Genomic DNA, 17,963 nt, shown 5'->3' with positions numbered 1-17,963 from the left:
GCTGTCATTTCCCCCATTTCAGGACCACGGGATCAAGCGGGCGGATCAGTTCCAGCAACATCGCGCGAGTGTCCGCGTGCAGCGGTACAACCGGATGGCGGCAGAAGTCGGACGCGATCACGCCACCTTCGAGCATGGCCGCCTTGGCCGCCCGAAAACCGCATTGCCGGTTTTCATGGTTCACGGCTGGCAGCACGCGGGCATAGCCGTCAATTGCCGCCTGTCGGTTTCCGGCAAGGAAATCGGTCAGGATGGGCTTGATCAGGTCCGGGATCATCGCGCTGGTCATCGTGCCCGTGGCACCGGCGTCCAGATCGGCCAGCAGAGTGATGGCCTCTTCACCGTCGAACGGCCCTTCGATGGCTGCACCACCTTCGGCGATCAGGCTGCGCAGCTTGGCGGCTGCCTGTGGGCATTCGATCTTGAACAGCTTCAGCATCTCGATCTCGTTTGCCATCCGAACCAGCAGCGGCACAGGCAGATCGACGCCGGACAGGGGCGCGTCCTGCAACATGATGGGAATGCCGACCTCGCCCACGGCGGCGAACTGCTCATACGTCTGCTCGGCTGTGCCTTTCAGGAGGGCACCGTGATAGGGAGCCATGATCATCACGCTATGCGCGCCCAGATCCTTGGCCAGCTGCGCGCGCTCGACCACGATAGGGGTTGCGTAATGGCTGATGGTCACGATCACCGGCACACGTCCCGCGACATGTTCCAGGCTAAGACGGGTCAGCGTTTCGCGCTCTGCATCGGAAATAAGGAACTGTTCCGAGTAGTTCGCCAGGATACAGATGCCGTCGACATGCTGGTCGATCATGCAGTCCAGAACGCGGCGCATGCCCGGCAGATCAAGGCTGCCATCGGGGTTGAAAGGGGTCGGAGCGACCGGCCAGATGCCGGAATAGGTTGCATGTGTCATCGTTCGTCTTTCGTTGAAATCCTGCGAGAGGTGTTGAAGGCCTGGTCGAGGTCGGGATTGAGTTCTGTCCCCAGGCCTGGGCCGGGAGGGACGGTGATGGTGCCGCCGGCTATATCGGGAAGCGCGGTCAGAAGATCGCGATACCAGGTGCGGTAGTAGGCGCGCACGCTTTCCTGCACTAAGGCGTTGGACGCTGCCAGCGACAGGTGGGTAGAGGCCGTCAGAACCACCGGTCCGGTGCAGTCATGCGGGGCGACGGGCAGGTGCCAGGCCTCTGCCATATGGGCGATTTTGCGTGCCTCTGTCAGCCCGCCGCACCAGGCGATGTCCAGCATGATGATGCCCGCAACGCCGGTTTCCAGCAAGTCTCGGAAAGCGCCAAGCCCGCCCAGGGTTTCCGAGGCGCAGATTGGCGCTTCGCTGGCCTCGGCATAGCGTTTCAGCAGCGCAAGGCTGTCCATCTTGATCGGGTCTTCGTGCCAATAGGTGCCGTATGGCGCAAGCGCGCGGGCGATTTTCATCGCGGGCAGCAGCTTCCACATCGAGTGGAACTCGACCATGATCTCCATCTTGTCGCCCACGGCTTTGCGGATCTTGTCGAAAGGTTCCAGCGCGGATTTCAGATCCTCGGCCGTGATGTCTTGCCCGCCGGTCTTTTCGGCCGCGAAGTCGAATGGCCAGATCTTCATGGCTGTTATACCATCCTCCAGCAGGGAATGCGCCAGCTCGTCTGCGCGGTGCAAAAATCCGTTCAAGTCGTCATATTCGCCGCCCTTGCTCAGCCCGAAATTGGCAGTCCGCTGCCCGGTATCGGTCTTCATGTATTCGGTGCCGGCACAGGTGTTGTAGGTGCGGATGCGGTCGCGCGTGAACCCGCCCAGAAGCTGCGCCACGGGTTGCCCGATTGCCTTGCCCCAGAGGTCGTACAGCGCGATGTCGAAGGCTGAATTGCCGCGCACTTCTACGCCCGAAGACCGGAACCCCAGATAGCCCTTGGCGCGCTGCGACAGATGTTCGATCCGGGCGGGATTTTCGCCCAGCATGCGTGGGGCCAGCGTCTCGTGGATATAGGCCTCGACCGCTGCGGCACCGCGAAAGGTTTCGCCCAGCCCCGTGATGCCTTCGTCCGTATGGACCTGTAACCACAGAAGGTTTGGTCGTTCGGCAATGCGAATGGTTTCCAGCGCGGTGATCTTCATGTTGTTCCCGTGGCAAAAACAATGGCCAGCACGACAACCAACAGCATCGACTTGACCGTTTTATGGTTGATCCGGCATCGCGCTGCGCCGGACAGGTTCACGCCGTATAGCGCCCCGCCAGTATAGAGCTTTCCAAACGTAACGGACGCCCCCAAACCCGTCTTCTCCCAGACATCGGGTCTTGCGGAGTGGCGCAGGACCAAGAAAGGGGTCACAAAAGTCAGCATGTGGGCGCAACATCCCGTTCGCCAAGCCGTCGCCCGGCCATGTGCCAGCGCGTCCGCTGGGCGTTTGTTGTGAAACTCGCGGTCATTGTTGTCTCCCTGCGTGCCGCCCGGTGGCCCGGTTGATCGTCGCGGCTTGCATTGCGACAGAAATGGTATACCATTTTTCGAGATCATCAAGCAGCCTTTTGGCGGTTTCATCAATGCTGTCGGATCCACAGCGAAGGAGACTACATGAAAATTTTCGATCTGACCGGTCGCAGGGCTTTGGTCACAGGATCATCCATGGGCATCGGCTTTGCGCTGGCGCGTGGATTGGCGCAGGCAGGCGCAAGCGTTGTCCTGAACGCCCGTAACGCAGAGCGGCTGGAAGAAGCCGCTCAAACATTGCGCAGCGACGGCTACACGATCGATACGCTGGTCTTTGACGTTTGCGACGCCAAGGCGGTGGCAAGCGCGATTGACGGGTTCGAAGCCGAACATGGCGCTTTCGATATTCTGGTGAATAATGCGGGCATGCAGCACCGCAGTCCGTTGGAAGACTTCCCACCCGACAGGTTTGATACGCTGATGCGGACGAACGTGAATTCGGTTTTTTATGTCGGGCAAGCCGTGGCGCGGCACATGATCGGGCGCGGGCGCGGCAAGATCGTCAATATCGCCAGCGTTCAAACCGCTCTGGCCCGGCCCGGAATTGCGCCCTACACGGCCTCCAAGGGGGCGGTGGCGAACCTGACCAAAGGCATGGCGACCGACTGGGCCAAGCACGGGCTGACCTGCAATGCCATTGCACCGGGCTATTTCGACACGCCGTTGAATGCCGCGCTTGTCGCCGATCCGGAGTTCAGTGCTTGGCTGGAAAAACGCACCCCCGCCGGCCGATGGGGTCAGATCGACGAGTTGGTGGGCGCGTGTGTCTTCCTGTGTTCGGACGCGTCGACCTTTGTCAACGGGCATACGCTGTTCGTGGATGGCGGCATTTCCGTTTCGCTTTGACCTGAGGGGAAAGACTATGAGTGATAAACCAGTCATCGGCTTCATCGGCGTGGGCCTTATGGGGCACGGAATGGCGGCCAGTATCCTGCGCGGCGGCTATCCTCTGGTGGTGAAGGGCAACCGCAACCGCGTGCCGGTCGAAGATCTGCTTTCGAAGGGGGCGACGGAGGTCGAGACGCCTGCGGAAATGGCCGCGCAATGCGACATGATCCATCTGTGCCTGTCCAACTCGCCGCAGGTAGAGGCGATCATTCGCGGCGAAGACGGTATCCTCGCAGGCGGTCGCAAAGGCCTGATCGTGTTGGATGCGACGACTGCCGATCCGACCTCGACCACCGCCTTGGCGGCAGAACTGGCCGAGAAGGGCATGACGCTGGTCGACGCCCCATTGGGCCGCACGCCGAAAGAGGCCGAAGAGGGCACGTTGGATGCGATGATCGGTTGCGATGACGCGACCTATCGAAAGATCCTGCCGGTCGTCGAATGTTGGGCCGGGAATATCAACCATGTGGGCGAGAGCGGGTCAGCGCATCAGATGAAGCTGATTATGAATTTCATCTCGATGGGCTATGCCGCGCTGTATGCAGAGGCGGTGACGCTGGGAGCGGGCGTCGGACTGGCGCCGCAGATGATCGAACAGGTGATCGGCTCCAGCCGGTTGGGCAACGGGTTCTTCGACACGTTTATGAAATATGCCGTGGGCCGGGATCGTGATGCGCATAAATTCGCCATCGCAAACGCTTCCAAGGATGTGCGCTATGCCGCAAACATGGCCAGTGATGCTGGCGTGGCCAATATCATGGGGGCGGCGATCAAGCATTATTTCACGCTGGCCGAAGGCGCGGGCAAGGGCGATCACTACGTCCCGATGCTGGCCGACCATGTGGCAGAGATGAACGGGCTGGATCTGGCAGCCATTGTCGCGAACCACGCCAAGAGCTGAGCTTACCGCCAAGGGAGGAGAAATCATGCTAAGCGATGCACAGAAACGCGACTTTGCCGAGAATGGCTATTTGCTGGTTGAGGACGCTGTCAGCCCTGATCAGTTGGCCGAATTGCGACGCCTGACCTACGACTATATCGAAGGGTCGCGCACTGTGAGCGAAAGCAATGCGCTTTATGATCTGGATCGCGGCCACAGTGCGGCAACGCCGCGCCTGACGCGGGTGAAGGTGCCGCATAAGCAGAATCCCTATTTCTGGGATGTTCTGCGCAATTCCCGGATGACGCAGGTGCTGAACGACCTGCTGGGGCCGGATACGATGATCTTGACCTCCAAGCTGAACACCAAGGCACCGGGCGGCGGGCGCGCGGTGGAATGGCATCAGGACTGGGCATTTTATCCACATACGAATGATGACCTTCTGGCCTTTGGTCTGATGCTGGAAGATGTGACCGAGGATAACGGGCCGTTGATGGTCATCCCCGGATCGCATCGCGGACCGGTCCTCAGCCACAACCTGAACGACGTGTTCGCGGGGGCGGTCGATCCGGATGATCCGGATTTCCACCGGGATCGGGCCGTGACGCTGACCGGGAAGGCGGGCAGCATGACCGTGCATCACGTCCGTACGCTTCACGGGTCCGCGCCGAACCTCAGCGATCGCAACCGGCTGATCCTGTTCTACGAACTTGCAAGTGCTGACGCATGGCCGCTGCTGGGGTCGAATTCCTATTTTCACCGCTTGTCGCAAGCCGAATTGTGGCAAGACGTGCAGGCCCGCACGGTCACCGGCGCACCCTGTCTGACGCCTCGGCTGGAACAGGTGCCGGTCCGCCTGCCATTACCGCCTGCAAGCGATGTGTCCTCGATCTTTCGCACACAGGAAAGCGCTGGCGCGAAAAGCGCCTTCACTTGACGCGCCTCTTTTGCCGAGACTGGCTCGTAACGCCTGCCTCGGATCACAACCCGCCCCGGACCTGATCCGGGGCCTTGTACCTCGTCCAGAAAACGCCCTTGCAAATGGTATACCAAATTGACAGGGTGGACCTGAAACCAACGTATACGATCCGCAGGGAGATTCACCGACATGAGCGATACGCGTGCAAACAAGCGATTCAGGTCTCAGGAATGGTTCGACAATCCCAACAATCCCGGCATGACCGCGCTCTATGTCGAGCGGTATCAGAACCAGGCTTTCACCCGCGACGAATTGCAGGGCGAACGTCCGGTGATCGGCATTGCCCAGACCGGCAGCGACCTGACGCCGTGCAACAAGATCCACGTCTTCCTGATGGACCGGGTCAAGGCGGGCATCCGCGACGCTGGCGGCATCCCGATGGAATTTCCGGTGCATCCGATCCAGGAAACCGGCAAACGGCCGACAGCGGCGCTGGACCGCAATCTGCAATATCTCAGCCTTGTCGAGGTTCTGCATGGCTACCCGATCGACGGCGTGGTGCTGACCACCGGCTGCGACAAGACCACGCCCGCCATGCTGATGGGGGCCGCAACGGTGGACCTGCCCGCCATTGCGCTGAACGGCGGCCCGATGCTGGACGGCTGGTGGAACGGCAAACTGGCAGGGTCCGGCACGATCGTCTGGGAAAGCCGCCGCCTGCTGGCCGAAGGCAAGATCGACTACGAAGAATTCATGAGCCGGGTTTGCGCGTCCGCCCCCAGCCTTGGTCATTGCAACACGATGGGCACGGCCAGCACGATGAACGCCATGGCCGAGGCGCTGGGCATGTCCCTGACCACCTGTTCTGCGATCCCCGCACCGTTCCGCGAGCGGATGAACATGGCCTACCAAACCGGTCGCCGCATCGTCGATATGGTCTATGACGACCTCAAGCCCTCGGACATCCTGACGCGCGAGGCGTTCGAAAACGCCATTGTCGTGAACTCCGCCATCGGCGGGTCCACCAACGCGCCGCCACATTTGCAAGCCGTCGCGCGCCATGCCGGGGTGGAACTGGATGTGACCGATTGGCAGAAGATCGGCTTCGATGTGCCGCTTCTGGTCAATATGCAGCCAGCGGGCGAATATCTGGGCGAAAGCTTCTACCGCGCAGGCGGGGTGCCCGCGGTGATGGGAGAGCTTAAAAAGGCGGGCCGTCTGCACGAGGACGTCATGACCGTGACCGGCAAATCGATGAGCGAGAACCTGTCCGGCTGGGAAAGCCGCGATACGCGCGTCATCAAGACATATGATGATCCGATGCGGAAGAATGCAGGCTTTCTGGTCCTATCCGGCAACCTGTTCGACTCTGCGTTGATGAAAACTTCGGTCATTTCGCCGGACTTCCAGAAACGGTTCCTGTCCGAACCCGGTAGCGAAGGCGTCTACGAGGCGCGGGCCATCGTCTTTGAAGGCCCCGAGGATTACCATGACCGGTTGAACGACCCGTCGCTTGAGATTGACGAGAACTGCATCCTCTTCATCCGCAATGTCGGATGTGTGGGCTATCCCGGTTCTGCCGAGGTGGTGAACATGCAGCCGCCGGACGCCGTCATCAAGCGGGGTGTGCAGCACTTGCCCACCGTGGGGGATGGCCGACAGTCAGGCACTTCCGAAAGCCCCTCTATCCTGAATGCCTCGCCCGAGGCAGTGGTGGGCGGCGGTCTGGCCTATCTGAAAACCGGCGACCGCGTGCGGCTGAACCTCAACGACTCGACGCTGAACGCGCTGGTGGATGACGCCGACTGGCAGGCCCGCATCGACGCATGGCAGGCGCCCGAGATTGTCAGCCAGACCCCGTGGCAAGAGATCTACCGCACCCATGTCGGGCAGCTATCGGATGGCGGCTGTCTGGAACTGGCCACCACCTATCAACGGGTTGTTCGCAACCTGCCACGCGACAACCACTGAAGGGACCAACCCATGAGCGACCCCAAAAGCATCATCATCACAGGCGCGGGTAGCGGCATCGGACAATCCACTGCCCGCACGTTCCTGGAAGCGGGTTGGAAGGTCGGCCTTGTCGGTCGTCGCGCGCAGGCACTGGAGGAGACCGCAGGCGATTATGACAACGCTTTGGTGCTGTCCGGCGATGTAACCGTGCCTGACGAGGTTGACGCGATCTTCGCCAAGGCGGCCGGTGAATGGGGGCGGGTGGATACCTTGTTCAACAATGCCGGTGTCAGCCTGAAGGGCGCGCCCATCGACGAGATCGCCGTCGAGGACTGGATGAACCTGATGAACGTCAACCTGAACGGGGCGTTCCTTTGTGCGCGCGCGGCCTTTGGTCAGATGCGGCGGCAAGACCCGCAGGGCGGACGGATCATCAACAATGGTTCGATTTCCGCGCATGTCCCGCGCTGGGGTTCGGCACCCTATACCGCCTCCAAACACGCGATTACCGGGCTCACGCGAACGATCTCGCTTGACGGGCGCGCGTTCAACATCGCCTGCGGGCAGATCGACATCGGCAATGCGCTGACAGAGATGGCGCGCAAGATGACCAAGGGCGTGCCGCAAGCCGATGGGTCCATCGCGGTAGAGCCGGTGATGGATGTGTCCAATGTCGGCAAATCCGTCCTGCACATGGCGTCGCTGCCGTTAGAGGCGAACGTCCAGTTCATGACGGTGATGGCCAGCGCCATGCCCTATATCGGGCGCGGTTGATAGCGCCACGCAGAGAGGCCCACGCCTCGAGCAGGTCGCATCGCGAGCGGACAAAGCAAAACTCGGGGCGGCCCAGACCGGTCGCCCGCCGCAAGCGCCGCGCCGCATGGTCGGCAGCGCCGAAAGTCTCCGTTTTTTCAACCGATCTAGCCGCACCGCGACGCGTGTCCCAGTGGCCTCGTTTGCTCAGGGCATGAAGCGGCGCGCGGCAGCGAAGATCCGGGCCCCGGACCACGCCCGACCCAGAGGACAAGCCAAGACGGTTACCCGTAAAACTTGCAGTGTGCAGGTGAGCGTGCAACGCTGCACCGATAGAAAAAGATGCGAGACCGTCGTGCAAACGTACGCTGGAAACTGAACACAGCAGGAGACTTCATGGTAGATCCGGCAAGCGACAGTGGCGAAATTGAAGCGGACTTTGAGGTTGGGCAAGACAATATAGACGGCAATCTTGGACCTCTGGGGTTCGATATTCACAATCCGGTATTTGTCATTTCCGGTCTCACCGCAGTCGTCTTTGTGATCCTCACACTCATCTTTCCGCAGCAGGCGGGGGTCGCATTCGCGGCGGTACGCGACTTTTCGATCACCAAACTTGACTGGTTCTTCATGATCGTCGTGAATTTCTTCGTGATATTCTGTATCGCATTGATCTTTATGCCAATGTCGAAGGTCAGGCTGGGCGGACAGGACGCCGTGCCGGAATATTCCTATCTCGCATGGTTTGCGATGCTTTTCGCGGCCGGTATGGGTATCGGCCTGCTGTTTTTCGGTGTTCTCGAACCTGTCTACCACATGAACGTCTCGGGGCCCTTGGGCGTTGCCTCCCCCATCGCGGAAGATGGCAGCATCATCGCCGAAAACGTCGAGGCCGCACGCGCCATGGGGCTGGCGGCAACCTTTTACCATTGGGGGCTGCACGGCTGGGCAGTTTACGCCATCATGGCTCTGGCCCTGGCGCTTTTCACCTATAATAAGGGTTTGCCGTTTTCCATCCGCTCTTGCTTTTACCCGATCCTGGGTGATCGCGTCTGGGGCTGGTGGGGTCATTGCATCGATATTCTGGCGGTCTTCGCTACGCTGTTCGGGCTGGCAACATCCTTGGGCCTTGGCGCACAACAGGCCAATGCAGGCTTCAACTTTGCCTTCGGGCTGGAAATCTCGACCAACGCGCAGGTTGTCATCATCATTCTTGTGACAGCGGTGGCTCTGGTGTCGGTCTATCGCGGCCTTGATGGCGGCGTGAAAGTTCTTTCTGAACTCAACATGATCCTTGCTGTCCTCTTCTTCCTCTTCGTTCTGCTTGTTGGACCGACGCTGGTTGGTCTGAACGGGTTTTGGACAGGGCTTGTCGCCTACACCAGAGAAATCATTCCGCTGTCGAACCCGTTCGGCCGTACGGACGATGCGTATCGTCAAAGCTGGACCGCGTTCTATTGGGCGTGGTGGATCTCTTGGGCACCGTTCGTCGGCATGTTCATCGCCCGCGTCTCCAGAGGCCGCACGGTACGAGAGTTCATCATCTGCGTCTTGCTGATCCCGTCGCTTATCATCTTCATCTGGATGGGGGTGTTCGGCGGTGTTGCGATTGAGCAGATTATCACCAGCCCCGAAACGTCGCTGGTCAAAGCCAACGTGATCGACAGTTATTCGCCCGAGCTTTCACTCTTCGGGATGCTCAACGAGTTGCCATTCACCAAGATCGCATCGACCATTGCAATCTTCCTTGCGCTTGTGTTTTTCGTGACATCCTCGGATTCCGGTTCGCTTGTGGTCGATACGATCACGGCGGGTGGCAAGGTCGATGCTCCGGTGCCACAGCGCATCTTCTGGTGTGTCGTCGAAGGGTTGATCGCCATTGTGCTTTTGATCGGTGGTGGTTTGTCAGCCCTACAGGCGGGTGTTACAGCCACCGGCCTGCCATTCTCGGTCCTCATGCTGGTGATGTGCTACACGATCTTCAAGGGCCTTCGCAGCGAACCACGATAGGCAATATTTGGCGATGGTGCCCGAGTGTCATGGGGGCCACGCTATCACCGCGGCCGTGCGGTGGGCCGCCTACCGCTTAATTCAGGCTTCGTGGCTGGTCTCCGCCGCCGCGTCCCCTTATCAGGGTGAGCGGCGGTGCGAGGGGCGGAATGCAGAAATCTCAGTTGTTCATTGGCGTCGATAGCGGTGGCACGCTGTGCCGGGCAATCATCGAAGGCGTGCGCGGTCGGGTCGAGGTCGCGGGGCCGGGGTGCAACTGGACCACCGATCCGGCCCGGACCATTGCCGCGATCCGCGCGGTCTTGCAATCATGTGCGGTGAAGGCTGGACTTGCAGTGACCGAGCTGCGCCGCGCGCGCGCGCATATCGGTGCCGCCGGGATTGTCAGCAGCAGTGACGCAACCGCGTTGAGCCGAGCGCTTGAGGATCTGCTTGGCGAGGTCACGGCAAGCGAAGATCTTGATTGCGCCGTCGCGGGGGCTTTGGGACCGTCGGGCGACGGGTTTGTTGCAGGGCTGGGAACAGGCTCTTTCCTCGCCGGGCGTCAGCAAGGCACGGTTCGGCGCGTCGGCGGCTGGGGGCTGGCGCTGGGGGATGAGGCGTCGGGGGCCTGGCTGGGCCGGGCGCTGCTGGCGCGTTCCTTGCATGTTCGTGACGGGCTGGCAGAACCGTCGGCGCTGGTTGCCAGGGTGATGGACAGGTTCGGCAACGACCCGGCCGAGCTTGTGCGGTTCGCGTCAACCGCCACCCCAGCGGATTTCGCGGTATTTGCCCCCTTGATCGCCGAAGCATTGGATGCCGGAGACCCGGCTGCCGCTGATCTGTTGAACACCGGGGCGGGGTGGATCGAACGCGGGCTGCACAGGCTTGGTTGGCGACCCGGTGCGCGGTTATGTCTGTTGGGGGGCTTGGGACCGCTCTATACTCGCGCTTTGCCCGCACAATTATCAGAGGCGGTTGTGCCGCCGGTCGGCACCGCGCTTGACGGTGCACTTTCGCTGGCCCGGCAGGCAGGCGCTGCACAGGGCTGAGGGAACCCCGGCGAAGGCATTATTAGTTCATGTCCTGCAACAATCGTCCATGGCGGCGCGTCTCTTCGATGACCTCGCCAAAGCTGCGCATACCGCAGCCTTCGAGCATCGGCAACATCTGCACCAGCGCCTGTGCCGTGGCAGTCGCGTCGCCAAGCGCCGTGTGGCGATGCATCTCGGGGATCTCTATTTTCAACCGGGTGCAAAGCGCGTCCAGCGTATGGGTTTCGTTTGCCCCGAACAGCACCGCGGACAGCAGCACCGTGTCCAGAATGGGATGATCCCAGACCAGTCCGCATTTCTCTGCATGGCGGCGCAGAAAGGCCATGTCGAAGGGCGCGTTATGCGCCACGATCACTGAATTACGGGCAAAGTGGTGAAACCGGCCGGCTGCGTGGACAATATCGGGGGCGTCCTGCACCATCCTGTCGGATACGCCATGCACCTGCGTGGTGGAGGTAGGGATCGGAATGCCGGGATTGACCAACTGGTTGATCTCTTCGCCGGCAACAATGCGGCCATTGACGATACGCACGGCACCGATCTGGACGATCTCGTCCTTATGCGGCAACAGGCCCGTCGTTTCAGTATCAAACACCGTATAGACCAAGGACCGCAGCGGCGTTGTAGCCAGATCGCCGGTCGGGCGTTGTCCGAGAAGCTCGAAATCATAGACCAGCGGACGCGCGACGTTGGGGGACGTGTTCATGGTCTGACCCTCTATCAGAAGCATGTAATCGCCCTCATCCAGCGGTTTGAGCACGGCTTCGAAGACCAGCCCATCGTCCAGGCCTTTCAACTCGAATTTCTGTTCCAGCCCGGTCTTGTTCATCCGGTCCAGCCCGACACGCAGGCTGTCTTCGTCGAAATAATCGAAAAGCGGCGCGTTGAGACGCGGTACGCCGCCTTGGGCCAGAACTTCGGCGGCCTGTCCGTCATACAGCACGATCTGATGCGCGGCATTTGCCAGAATCGTGGCGACGGGAATTTCGGTCAGAAGGGCGGTCAGACGGGCCTTTTCCTCGGCCAGCCGAGAGGTTTCGGATGTGACGGCGCGCGCGGTCTCCATGGCGCTGTCGGAAATCCGGCGGCTGACCGCGTGAACCGCTGGGGCAAGGTCACCCAGAAAACGCGCCGAATATGTGTCCACCTCGACATCTACACCGGTATGCGCGCGTGCGCGCATGGAGGCCGCCAGTCGCTGGATCGGTTTCACCACGATTTCGTCAAAGAGCAACCAAGCCGCGACAGTAAGTGCGATCAACGCAAAGCTCCCCGAAATACCCGCCAGCACGATTGCGCCGCTCAGATCGTCAGGGTTGCGCGAGACGCCAAGCCACAAGGCACCCCATAGGATTGCCAGACCGCTTACCGCGATGAGGCAGAAGAACAGAAAGACCCGCGTCCGCAGCGAAAACATGCGCTACCCCTCTTTACAGATCGACGCGACAAAGGGATCGTCCGCGCCGACCTCACGCCAGCGCAGGTTTTGCGTTTCCAGCCCGCTTTCGCCTGGATCGGCGCGGGCGTTACGGTCGCAATCCACCATGATCTGAACGGCTTTGGTGGGCTTCCAGCGCCCGTAGAACAACAGATCGGCCAGACGCATCTGCGGTTGTTCGGCATTGGCCTGCACCCCGGCGCGGTCCAGGGCGATGAAACGGTTTATATATGGCACGACATAGGTCCAGGGACGGTACGCAGCACGGCTTTCGACGGTTTTGATCACTTCAAGCCGGTCAGGCATGTTCTGCGTCGTGCGCCCGTACCACGCATATTCGCTGGAGATGGTCATGGTCAGCATCGCCGCCCCGGCCGCGACCGGGACCAGCCAGCGGGGCAAACGGTTACCGGTTATCCGGTTGAGCAGCATCATGATGCCTGCGCCCGCAATGCCGGCCACGAATGTGGCGATCAGTTCCAGAAACATCGCTTACTCTTCCCTTTAATGGTCTTTTCCGGCAAGGCCCACGGCGTAGCAGCCCATGGTTGCCGCTCCAAAGCCGGCCCGTATTGGTGACTCTCCCCCGAAACGAGAGGAAAGCAATGCTATTTTTGGCCGACGCGCCAGCGCTATCCCAGCATTCCGCGGCCATGCCCGATGGCAGATTGCATCGTCTTGACCACGACAAAGGCGTTACGCAGGTGGCTGCGTTCAAAATCCGACAGATCCGAAGGCGACAGATAGTTGTTCGGCGCGGACCCTCTGCGAACCCGAGCGGCCTGATGCGCCAGCCGCCGCTCTGCAATCAGATCGTAAGCGTCCAGAAGGTCTTGCCCACCTGATGTCGACAACACCCCCGCCGCAATCGCAGATGCCAGTCGGGCGCGGGTATTGACCTGTGTAAGCTGCCCCCGAAGGGCGTAGATCCGCCCAAGATCGACCACCGGCACGACTCCGTTATGCTTCAGATCAACATGGTTCTTGTGCTCGCCCGAGCGGATTGTAGCGAAACCGCGCAGCAGCCCCAGGGGTGGCGCGTGTTTCAGCGAGTTGGTCACCATATGCGCCACGAAGATCGAGTTGTCGGAGGCGGCTTTCAGCGTCTCGGTTTGCAGCCCGTCAAACAGCGAGGTGGTTCCGCCGATCGGGCGCAGGTCAAACATCACGCTGGCCAGCATTTGCGCCTCTGGATCGGGGCGTTTGATCCAGCCTTGAAAATACCCCTGCCAGACCTTCAGCGGCTGACACCAGCGCGGATTGCTGGCCATCATATCGCCGGGACAATAGACGTAGCCGCAGGTGTTCAGCCCGTCGCAGACAAACTGCGCAAGCTCGTGAAAATAGCCCATGTGCGCTTCGGTCACGGCATCGTCGATGATCAGGCAATTGTCCTGATCGCTGACGCCTGTCTGTTCCTGCCGCCCCTGACTGCCGCAGGCCAGCCATAGATAGGGCACTGGCGCGGGGCCGATGGCTTGCTCTGCCAGGATGAGCAGCCGCCGTGTGGCCGTATCAGCAATGTCGGTGATCAGGCGAGTGACAACCTCGTGCCGGTTGCCGCCTGCCACCAGCTGCACCAGAAGGCGCGGGATGCGGGCGGTAATCTCGGCCATGCGCGCGGCGTCATCGGCGCTGGAAACCTCTGCCACCAATTCGGCGGAACTGATCGCCTGAAACCGTGTCAGGTCGGTCTGGGTGACGATGCCGACCAACAGACCCGCCTCTGTCACCGGCACATGGCCGATGCGCCGTTCAAGCATCATGTGCAGAACGTCCGATCCGATGGAGGCGGGCGACAATGTCACGGGGTCCGGCGTCATCACTTGTGCCACAGGCGTGGTGGCGGGCAATCCCTCGGCCACCACCTTTTCCGCCAGATCGCGCGAGGTGACGATGCCGGTCAATCTGCTGGCGTCGGTTACGCAGACAGACGAGGTGTGTGCCTTGCGCATTTGCCGGGCGACATCTTGCACCGTGGCGGTAGAGGGGCAGGTGACGGGCTGACGCGCCATCAGTGTGTCGACCATGGTGGTGGCAAGATCATGGCGGCGTGGACGGACGGGACCCTTCCTGTTGAAGAATCGTGCGGCGGTGTCACTGTCGTCGATTAACTGCACCAGAACATCGCGCGGCAGCACCAGAAGCAGGCTGTCGGTGACCGCGCGAGCCTGTGTCACTGCAACTCCGCCGCGCAGCAAGCCACGCTCGCCAAAAGAATTTCTTGGGCCGAGCAGGGACACCTGAACGCCATTTGCGTCCTGGATCTCTACCTCGCCCTGATGAATGATATAAAGGCCCTGAAGGTCATCGCCCAATTCGTAGATCGAGGTTCCGACCGATACCGTTTCCTGCCGAATTTCGGGCAGGATCGCTTCTAGTCGGGGGGCGGGCAGGGTGTCGTAAGGATGGACGCCGTCGAGAAAGCGTTTCAGCTCGTCCGGTGTGAGGGTCATGGGTCTGTCCGTCCCGTCATTTCAAAGAAACTCCTGCCCGAACGAGTCCGGACAGGAGCGGAAGCTTGGGGTGTAGACCGGGACCGGTATGGTCCCGGTCTGTTCATGATCAGTGGTCCTGGGCCGCGCCCGCACCACGGGGGAACCGGACGCTTTCGACCAGATCCTTGATCTCCTGCGGGGTTTCCTTGGTCATGCCGGAGACGACATAGGCCACGACGAAGTTGATCATTGCCCCTACCGCGCCGAAGGATGTCGACTGGATGGTACCCAACAGCGGATCAGCATCGGTGAAGCTGTTCGTGTCGGGGATGAAGAACCAGCCCTTGTGCAGGAAGATGTAGACCAGCGTCACAACCAGACCTGCCAGCATCCCGGCCACAGCCCCGACATTGTTCACCTTCTTCGAGAAGATGCCCATCATCAGCGCAGGGAAGATCGAAGCCGCAGCAAGACCAAAGGCGAGCGCCACGGTTTGCGCGGCAAAGCCCGGAGGATTGAGGCCCAGATAGGTGGCCACAACAATGGCAACCGCCATGGCGATACGCGCCGACAACAGCTCGCCCTTTTCCGAAATCGACGGGTTCAGCTGCCCCTTGATCAGGTCGTGGCTGACAGCCGAGGAAATCGCCAGAAGCAGACCGGCAGCCGTGGACAGAGCAGCCGCAAGACCACCCGCCGCAACAAGGCCGATCACCCAACCCGGCAGGTTGGCAATTTCAGGGTTCGCAAGCACCAGAATGTCACGGTTGAAGTTGGTCAGCTCGTTGCCTTCCCAGCCGTTTTCTGCCGCTTTGGCCTGCATTTCCGGGTTGGCATCGTTGTAATACTGGATGCGGCCGTCACCGTTCTTGTCCTCAAAGCCGAGAAGACCGGTTTTCTGCCAGGTGGCCATCCAGTCATACTCGTCATCTTCGGCAATCATCTGCACCGAAACGGCTTCGCCATCCGTGCCGTTGGGCCACATCAGCTCTGTGATGTTCAGACGAGCCATTGCGCCGACAGCCGGGGCCGTCAGATACAGCAGCGCGATGAACACCAGCGCCCAACCGGCCGACCAGCGGGCATCAGCCACGCGGGGAACGGTGAAGAAACGCATGATGACATGGGGCAGACCGGCAGTACCGATCATCAGGCTCAGCGTGAACAGCACCATGTTCAGCGTGTCGGTGTGATGGGCGGTATATTCGCTGAAGCCCAGTTCACGAACGATCTGATCAAGTTTTGTCAGCAGCGGTTCGCCACTTGCGACGTGATCGCCAAACAGGCCAAGCGCCGGGATCGGGTTGCCTGTCAGTTGCAGCGAGATGAAAATGGCCGGGATCGTATAGGCCAGGATCAGCACGCAATACTGCGCGACCTGCGTGTATGTCACACCTTTCATGCCGCCGAAAACAGCATAGGCAAACACGATGACCGCACCGACCAGCAGGCCGGTTGTGTTGGACACTTCAAGGAAACGGCCAAAGGCCACGCCCACGCCGGTCATCTGTCCGATCACATACGTGGTCGAGGCGATGATGAGACAGGCAACCGCAACCATGCGGGCGGTCGGGCTGTAGAACCGGTCGCCGATGAATTCGGAGACAGTGAACTTGCCGAACTTGCGCAGATAGGGTGCCAGAAGCAGCGCCAGAAGCACATAGCCGCCGGTCCAGCCCATCAGGTAGGTGGAGTTGTCATAACCCACAAACGCGATAAGACCTGCCATGGAGATGAAAGAGGCCGCCGACATCCAGTCGGCCGCCGTGGCCATGCCGTTGGTAACCGGGTGCACGCCGCGGCCCGCAGCGTAGAATTCCGAGGTGGACCCGGCGCGGGCCCAGACCGCGATGCCGATGTAAAGCGCGAAGCTTGCACCCACAAAGATCAGGTTGATGGTAAATTGATCCATGTATTATTCCTCCTCGACGCCGAATTCACGGTCGAGCTTGTTCATGCGCCAGGCGTAGAAGAAGATCAGCGCCAGAAAGACGATGATCGAGCCTTGTTGCGCGAACCAAAAGCCCAGGTCGGAACCGCCGACCGAGATGCCCGACAGGGCAGGGCGCAGCAGAATGCCGAACCCGAAAGATACGATTGCCCAGATGATCAGGCTGATGATGATGATGCGTACATTCGCCGCCCAATAGCCTTTGTCGGCTTCGGTCGCTGGTGCAGCACTTTGCGGTGTTTTATCCGCCATGATGTGAGTCCTCCTCTTCCTCATGAATGCCCGTAAAACGGACATATTTCGCAATGCCCGCTGCCGGGCGTTGTAGGGCCCGCCCGTTTCCGGGCGGGAATTCTGTCCGGCTGACCGCGCGCCTCAGCCGGTAGCTTTGGACACGACCTTGGCCAGATCTGCCGAGATTTCGTCGATTGCACCCATCGCTGGAATACCGTGCAGCGCCCCCTTTTCGTCATAATAGGTGATCAGCGGAGCGGTCTGGGCGTGATAGGCTTCCAGCCTGCTGGCAACGGTTTCGGCATTGTCGTCGGCGCGGCGTTTCATATCCGTGCCGCCGCATTTGTCGCAGGTTTCGGTCTTGGCCGGTGCCTTGAACGTGTCGTGATAGCCCTCGCCGCAGGTGCCGCAGGTGAACCGGCCCGAGATCCGGGTAACCATTTCCGCGTCGTTCACCTCCAGGCTGATGGCTGCGTTGATTTGCTGGCCGCTTTCCGCCAGCAACGCGTCAAGCGCCTCGGCCTGCACCGTGGTGCGCGGAAAACCGTCCAGGATCACGCCCTTGGCGCAGTCCGCTTCGGCCAGACGGTCGCGCAGGATCGCGATGACGATGTCATCGCTGACCAGATCGCCCGCTTCCATCACAGCCTTGGCGCGCTTGCCCGCATCCGTGCCTGCGGCGACGGCTGCGCGGAGCAAATCGCCGGTGGACAGTTGCACGAGACCAAACCTGTCTTCGAGGATCCTGGCCTGGGTGCCTTTTCCGGCCCCCGGAGGGCCAAGCAGGATCAGAACCGGGGCGGTTGCGGGGGTGTTCGCGCCATCCATCGCCATCACGCCCGGTTCATTCTGTTATCGATGAGGTCGTTGACGACTGTTGGGTCTGCGAGTGTTGATGTGTCGCCGAGGGCTGCGTAGTCGTTTTCGGCGATTTTGCGCAGGATGCGGCGCATGATCTTGCCGGAGCGTG

General features: G+C 60.8%; 16 protein-coding genes. 7 read left to right on the top strand and 9 right to left on the bottom strand.

Features of this window, described 5'->3' with window-relative positions; translation table 11 throughout:
• Positions 1–4 precede the first annotated feature (4 nt).
• From ACN0WV_RS15530 to ACN0WV_RS15520, 3 genes are read right to left on the bottom strand one after another with little or no spacing between them, the layout of a single operon-like run.
• Positions 5–922, bottom strand: a complete 918-nt coding sequence (locus ACN0WV_RS15530) for a dihydrodipicolinate synthase family protein (RefSeq protein WP_084353194.1) — start codon at positions 920–922, stop codon at positions 5–7.
• Positions 919–2,121 carry a mandelate racemase/muconate lactonizing enzyme family protein gene (locus ACN0WV_RS15525; RefSeq protein WP_417606988.1) on the bottom strand — a complete coding sequence of 401 codons (1,203 nt, stop codon included), beginning with the start codon at positions 2,119–2,121 and terminating at the stop codon, positions 919–921. Before ACN0WV_RS15525 ends, ACN0WV_RS15530 begins: the two co-directional genes overlap by 4 nt.
• Positions 2,118–2,348, bottom strand: coding sequence for a hypothetical protein (locus ACN0WV_RS15520; RefSeq protein WP_417606987.1), 231 nt, complete (start codon positions 2,346–2,348; stop codon positions 2,118–2,120). Before ACN0WV_RS15520 ends, ACN0WV_RS15525 begins: the two co-directional genes overlap by 4 nt.
• Positions 2,349–2,579: 231 nt before the next feature.
• Between ACN0WV_RS15520 and ACN0WV_RS15515 the strand changes: the two genes are divergently transcribed.
• The 7 genes from ACN0WV_RS15515 (at position 2,580) to ACN0WV_RS15485 (ending at position 10,929) form a co-directional block, all read left to right on the top strand.
• Positions 2,580–3,341 (top strand): SDR family oxidoreductase, encoded by a 762-nt coding sequence (locus ACN0WV_RS15515; protein ID WP_417606985.1) that lies wholly within the window; start codon positions 2,580–2,582, stop codon positions 3,339–3,341.
• A gap of 16 nt (positions 3,342–3,357) precedes the next feature.
• Complete coding sequence (locus ACN0WV_RS15510; protein ID WP_417606984.1) at positions 3,358–4,284, top strand: NAD(P)-dependent oxidoreductase; 927 nt, start codon at positions 3,358–3,360, stop codon at positions 4,282–4,284.
• Positions 4,285–4,309: 25 nt separating this feature from the next.
• Complete coding sequence (locus ACN0WV_RS15505; protein WP_084353189.1) at positions 4,310–5,200, top strand: phytanoyl-CoA dioxygenase family protein; 891 nt, start codon at positions 4,310–4,312, stop codon at positions 5,198–5,200.
• A gap of 171 nt (positions 5,201–5,371) precedes the next feature.
• On the top strand, positions 5,372–7,153 hold the full coding sequence (locus tag ACN0WV_RS15500) for an IlvD/Edd family dehydratase (RefSeq protein ID WP_417606982.1): 1,782 nt from the start codon (positions 5,372–5,374) through the stop codon (positions 7,151–7,153).
• A 12-nt stretch (positions 7,154–7,165) separates the two neighbouring features.
• A complete protein-coding gene (locus ACN0WV_RS15495) occupies positions 7,166–7,909 on the top strand; it encodes an SDR family oxidoreductase (protein WP_417606980.1) in 744 nt (247 codons plus the stop codon).
• A 375-nt stretch (positions 7,910–8,284) separates the two neighbouring features.
• Positions 8,285–9,898: a BCCT family transporter gene (locus ACN0WV_RS15490; protein ID WP_417606978.1), complete on the top strand. Its 1,614-nt coding sequence runs from the start codon at positions 8,285–8,287 to the stop codon at positions 9,896–9,898.
• 149 nt (positions 9,899–10,047) lie between these two features.
• Positions 10,048–10,929 (top strand): glucosamine kinase nucleotide-binding domain-containing protein, encoded by an 882-nt coding sequence (locus ACN0WV_RS15485; protein ID WP_417606976.1) that lies wholly within the window; start codon positions 10,048–10,050, stop codon positions 10,927–10,929.
• A gap of 22 nt (positions 10,930–10,951) precedes the next feature.
• Here the strand turns inward: ACN0WV_RS15485 and ACN0WV_RS15480 are convergent, their stop codons facing one another.
• The 6 genes from ACN0WV_RS15480 to ACN0WV_RS15455 all read right to left on the bottom strand — a co-directional run bounded on the left by ACN0WV_RS15480 (position 10,952) and on the right by ACN0WV_RS15455 (position 17,821).
• Positions 10,952–12,349: a 3'-5' exonuclease gene (locus ACN0WV_RS15480; protein WP_417606974.1), complete on the bottom strand. Its 1,398-nt coding sequence runs from the start codon at positions 12,347–12,349 to the stop codon at positions 10,952–10,954.
• Positions 12,350–12,352: 3 nt separating this feature from the next.
• Positions 12,353–12,859 carry a hypothetical protein gene (locus tag ACN0WV_RS15475; protein ID WP_417606972.1) on the bottom strand — a complete coding sequence of 169 codons (507 nt, stop codon included), beginning with the start codon at positions 12,857–12,859 and terminating at the stop codon, positions 12,353–12,355.
• A gap of 143 nt (positions 12,860–13,002) precedes the next feature.
• Positions 13,003–14,826 (bottom strand): DUF294 nucleotidyltransferase-like domain-containing protein, encoded by a 1,824-nt coding sequence (locus ACN0WV_RS15470; protein ID WP_417606970.1) that lies wholly within the window; start codon positions 14,824–14,826, stop codon positions 13,003–13,005.
• 109 nt (positions 14,827–14,935) lie between these two features.
• Positions 14,936–16,720 (bottom strand): sodium:solute symporter family protein, encoded by a 1,785-nt coding sequence (locus ACN0WV_RS15465; protein ID WP_417606968.1) that lies wholly within the window; start codon positions 16,718–16,720, stop codon positions 14,936–14,938.
• A 3-nt stretch (positions 16,721–16,723) separates the two neighbouring features.
• Positions 16,724–17,011 carry a DUF4212 domain-containing protein gene (locus tag ACN0WV_RS15460; protein ID WP_417606966.1) on the bottom strand — a complete coding sequence of 96 codons (288 nt, stop codon included), beginning with the start codon at positions 17,009–17,011 and terminating at the stop codon, positions 16,724–16,726.
• Between the two features lie 123 nt (positions 17,012–17,134).
• The gene (locus ACN0WV_RS15455) at positions 17,135–17,821 is read right to left on the bottom strand and encodes an adenylate kinase (protein WP_417607052.1); all 687 of its coding nucleotides are present in this window, start codon (positions 17,819–17,821) and stop codon (positions 17,135–17,137) included.
• Between the last annotated feature and the right edge of the window lie 142 nt (positions 17,822–17,963).

Origin of the sequence: Primorskyibacter flagellatus (assembly GCF_048268605.1) — a bacterium.
Lineage (GTDB): Bacteria > Pseudomonadota > Alphaproteobacteria > Rhodobacterales > Rhodobacteraceae > Primorskyibacter > Primorskyibacter flagellatus.
The sequence above is the reverse complement of the archived record's forward strand: the minus strand, read 5'-3'. Positions and strand labels throughout refer to the sequence as shown.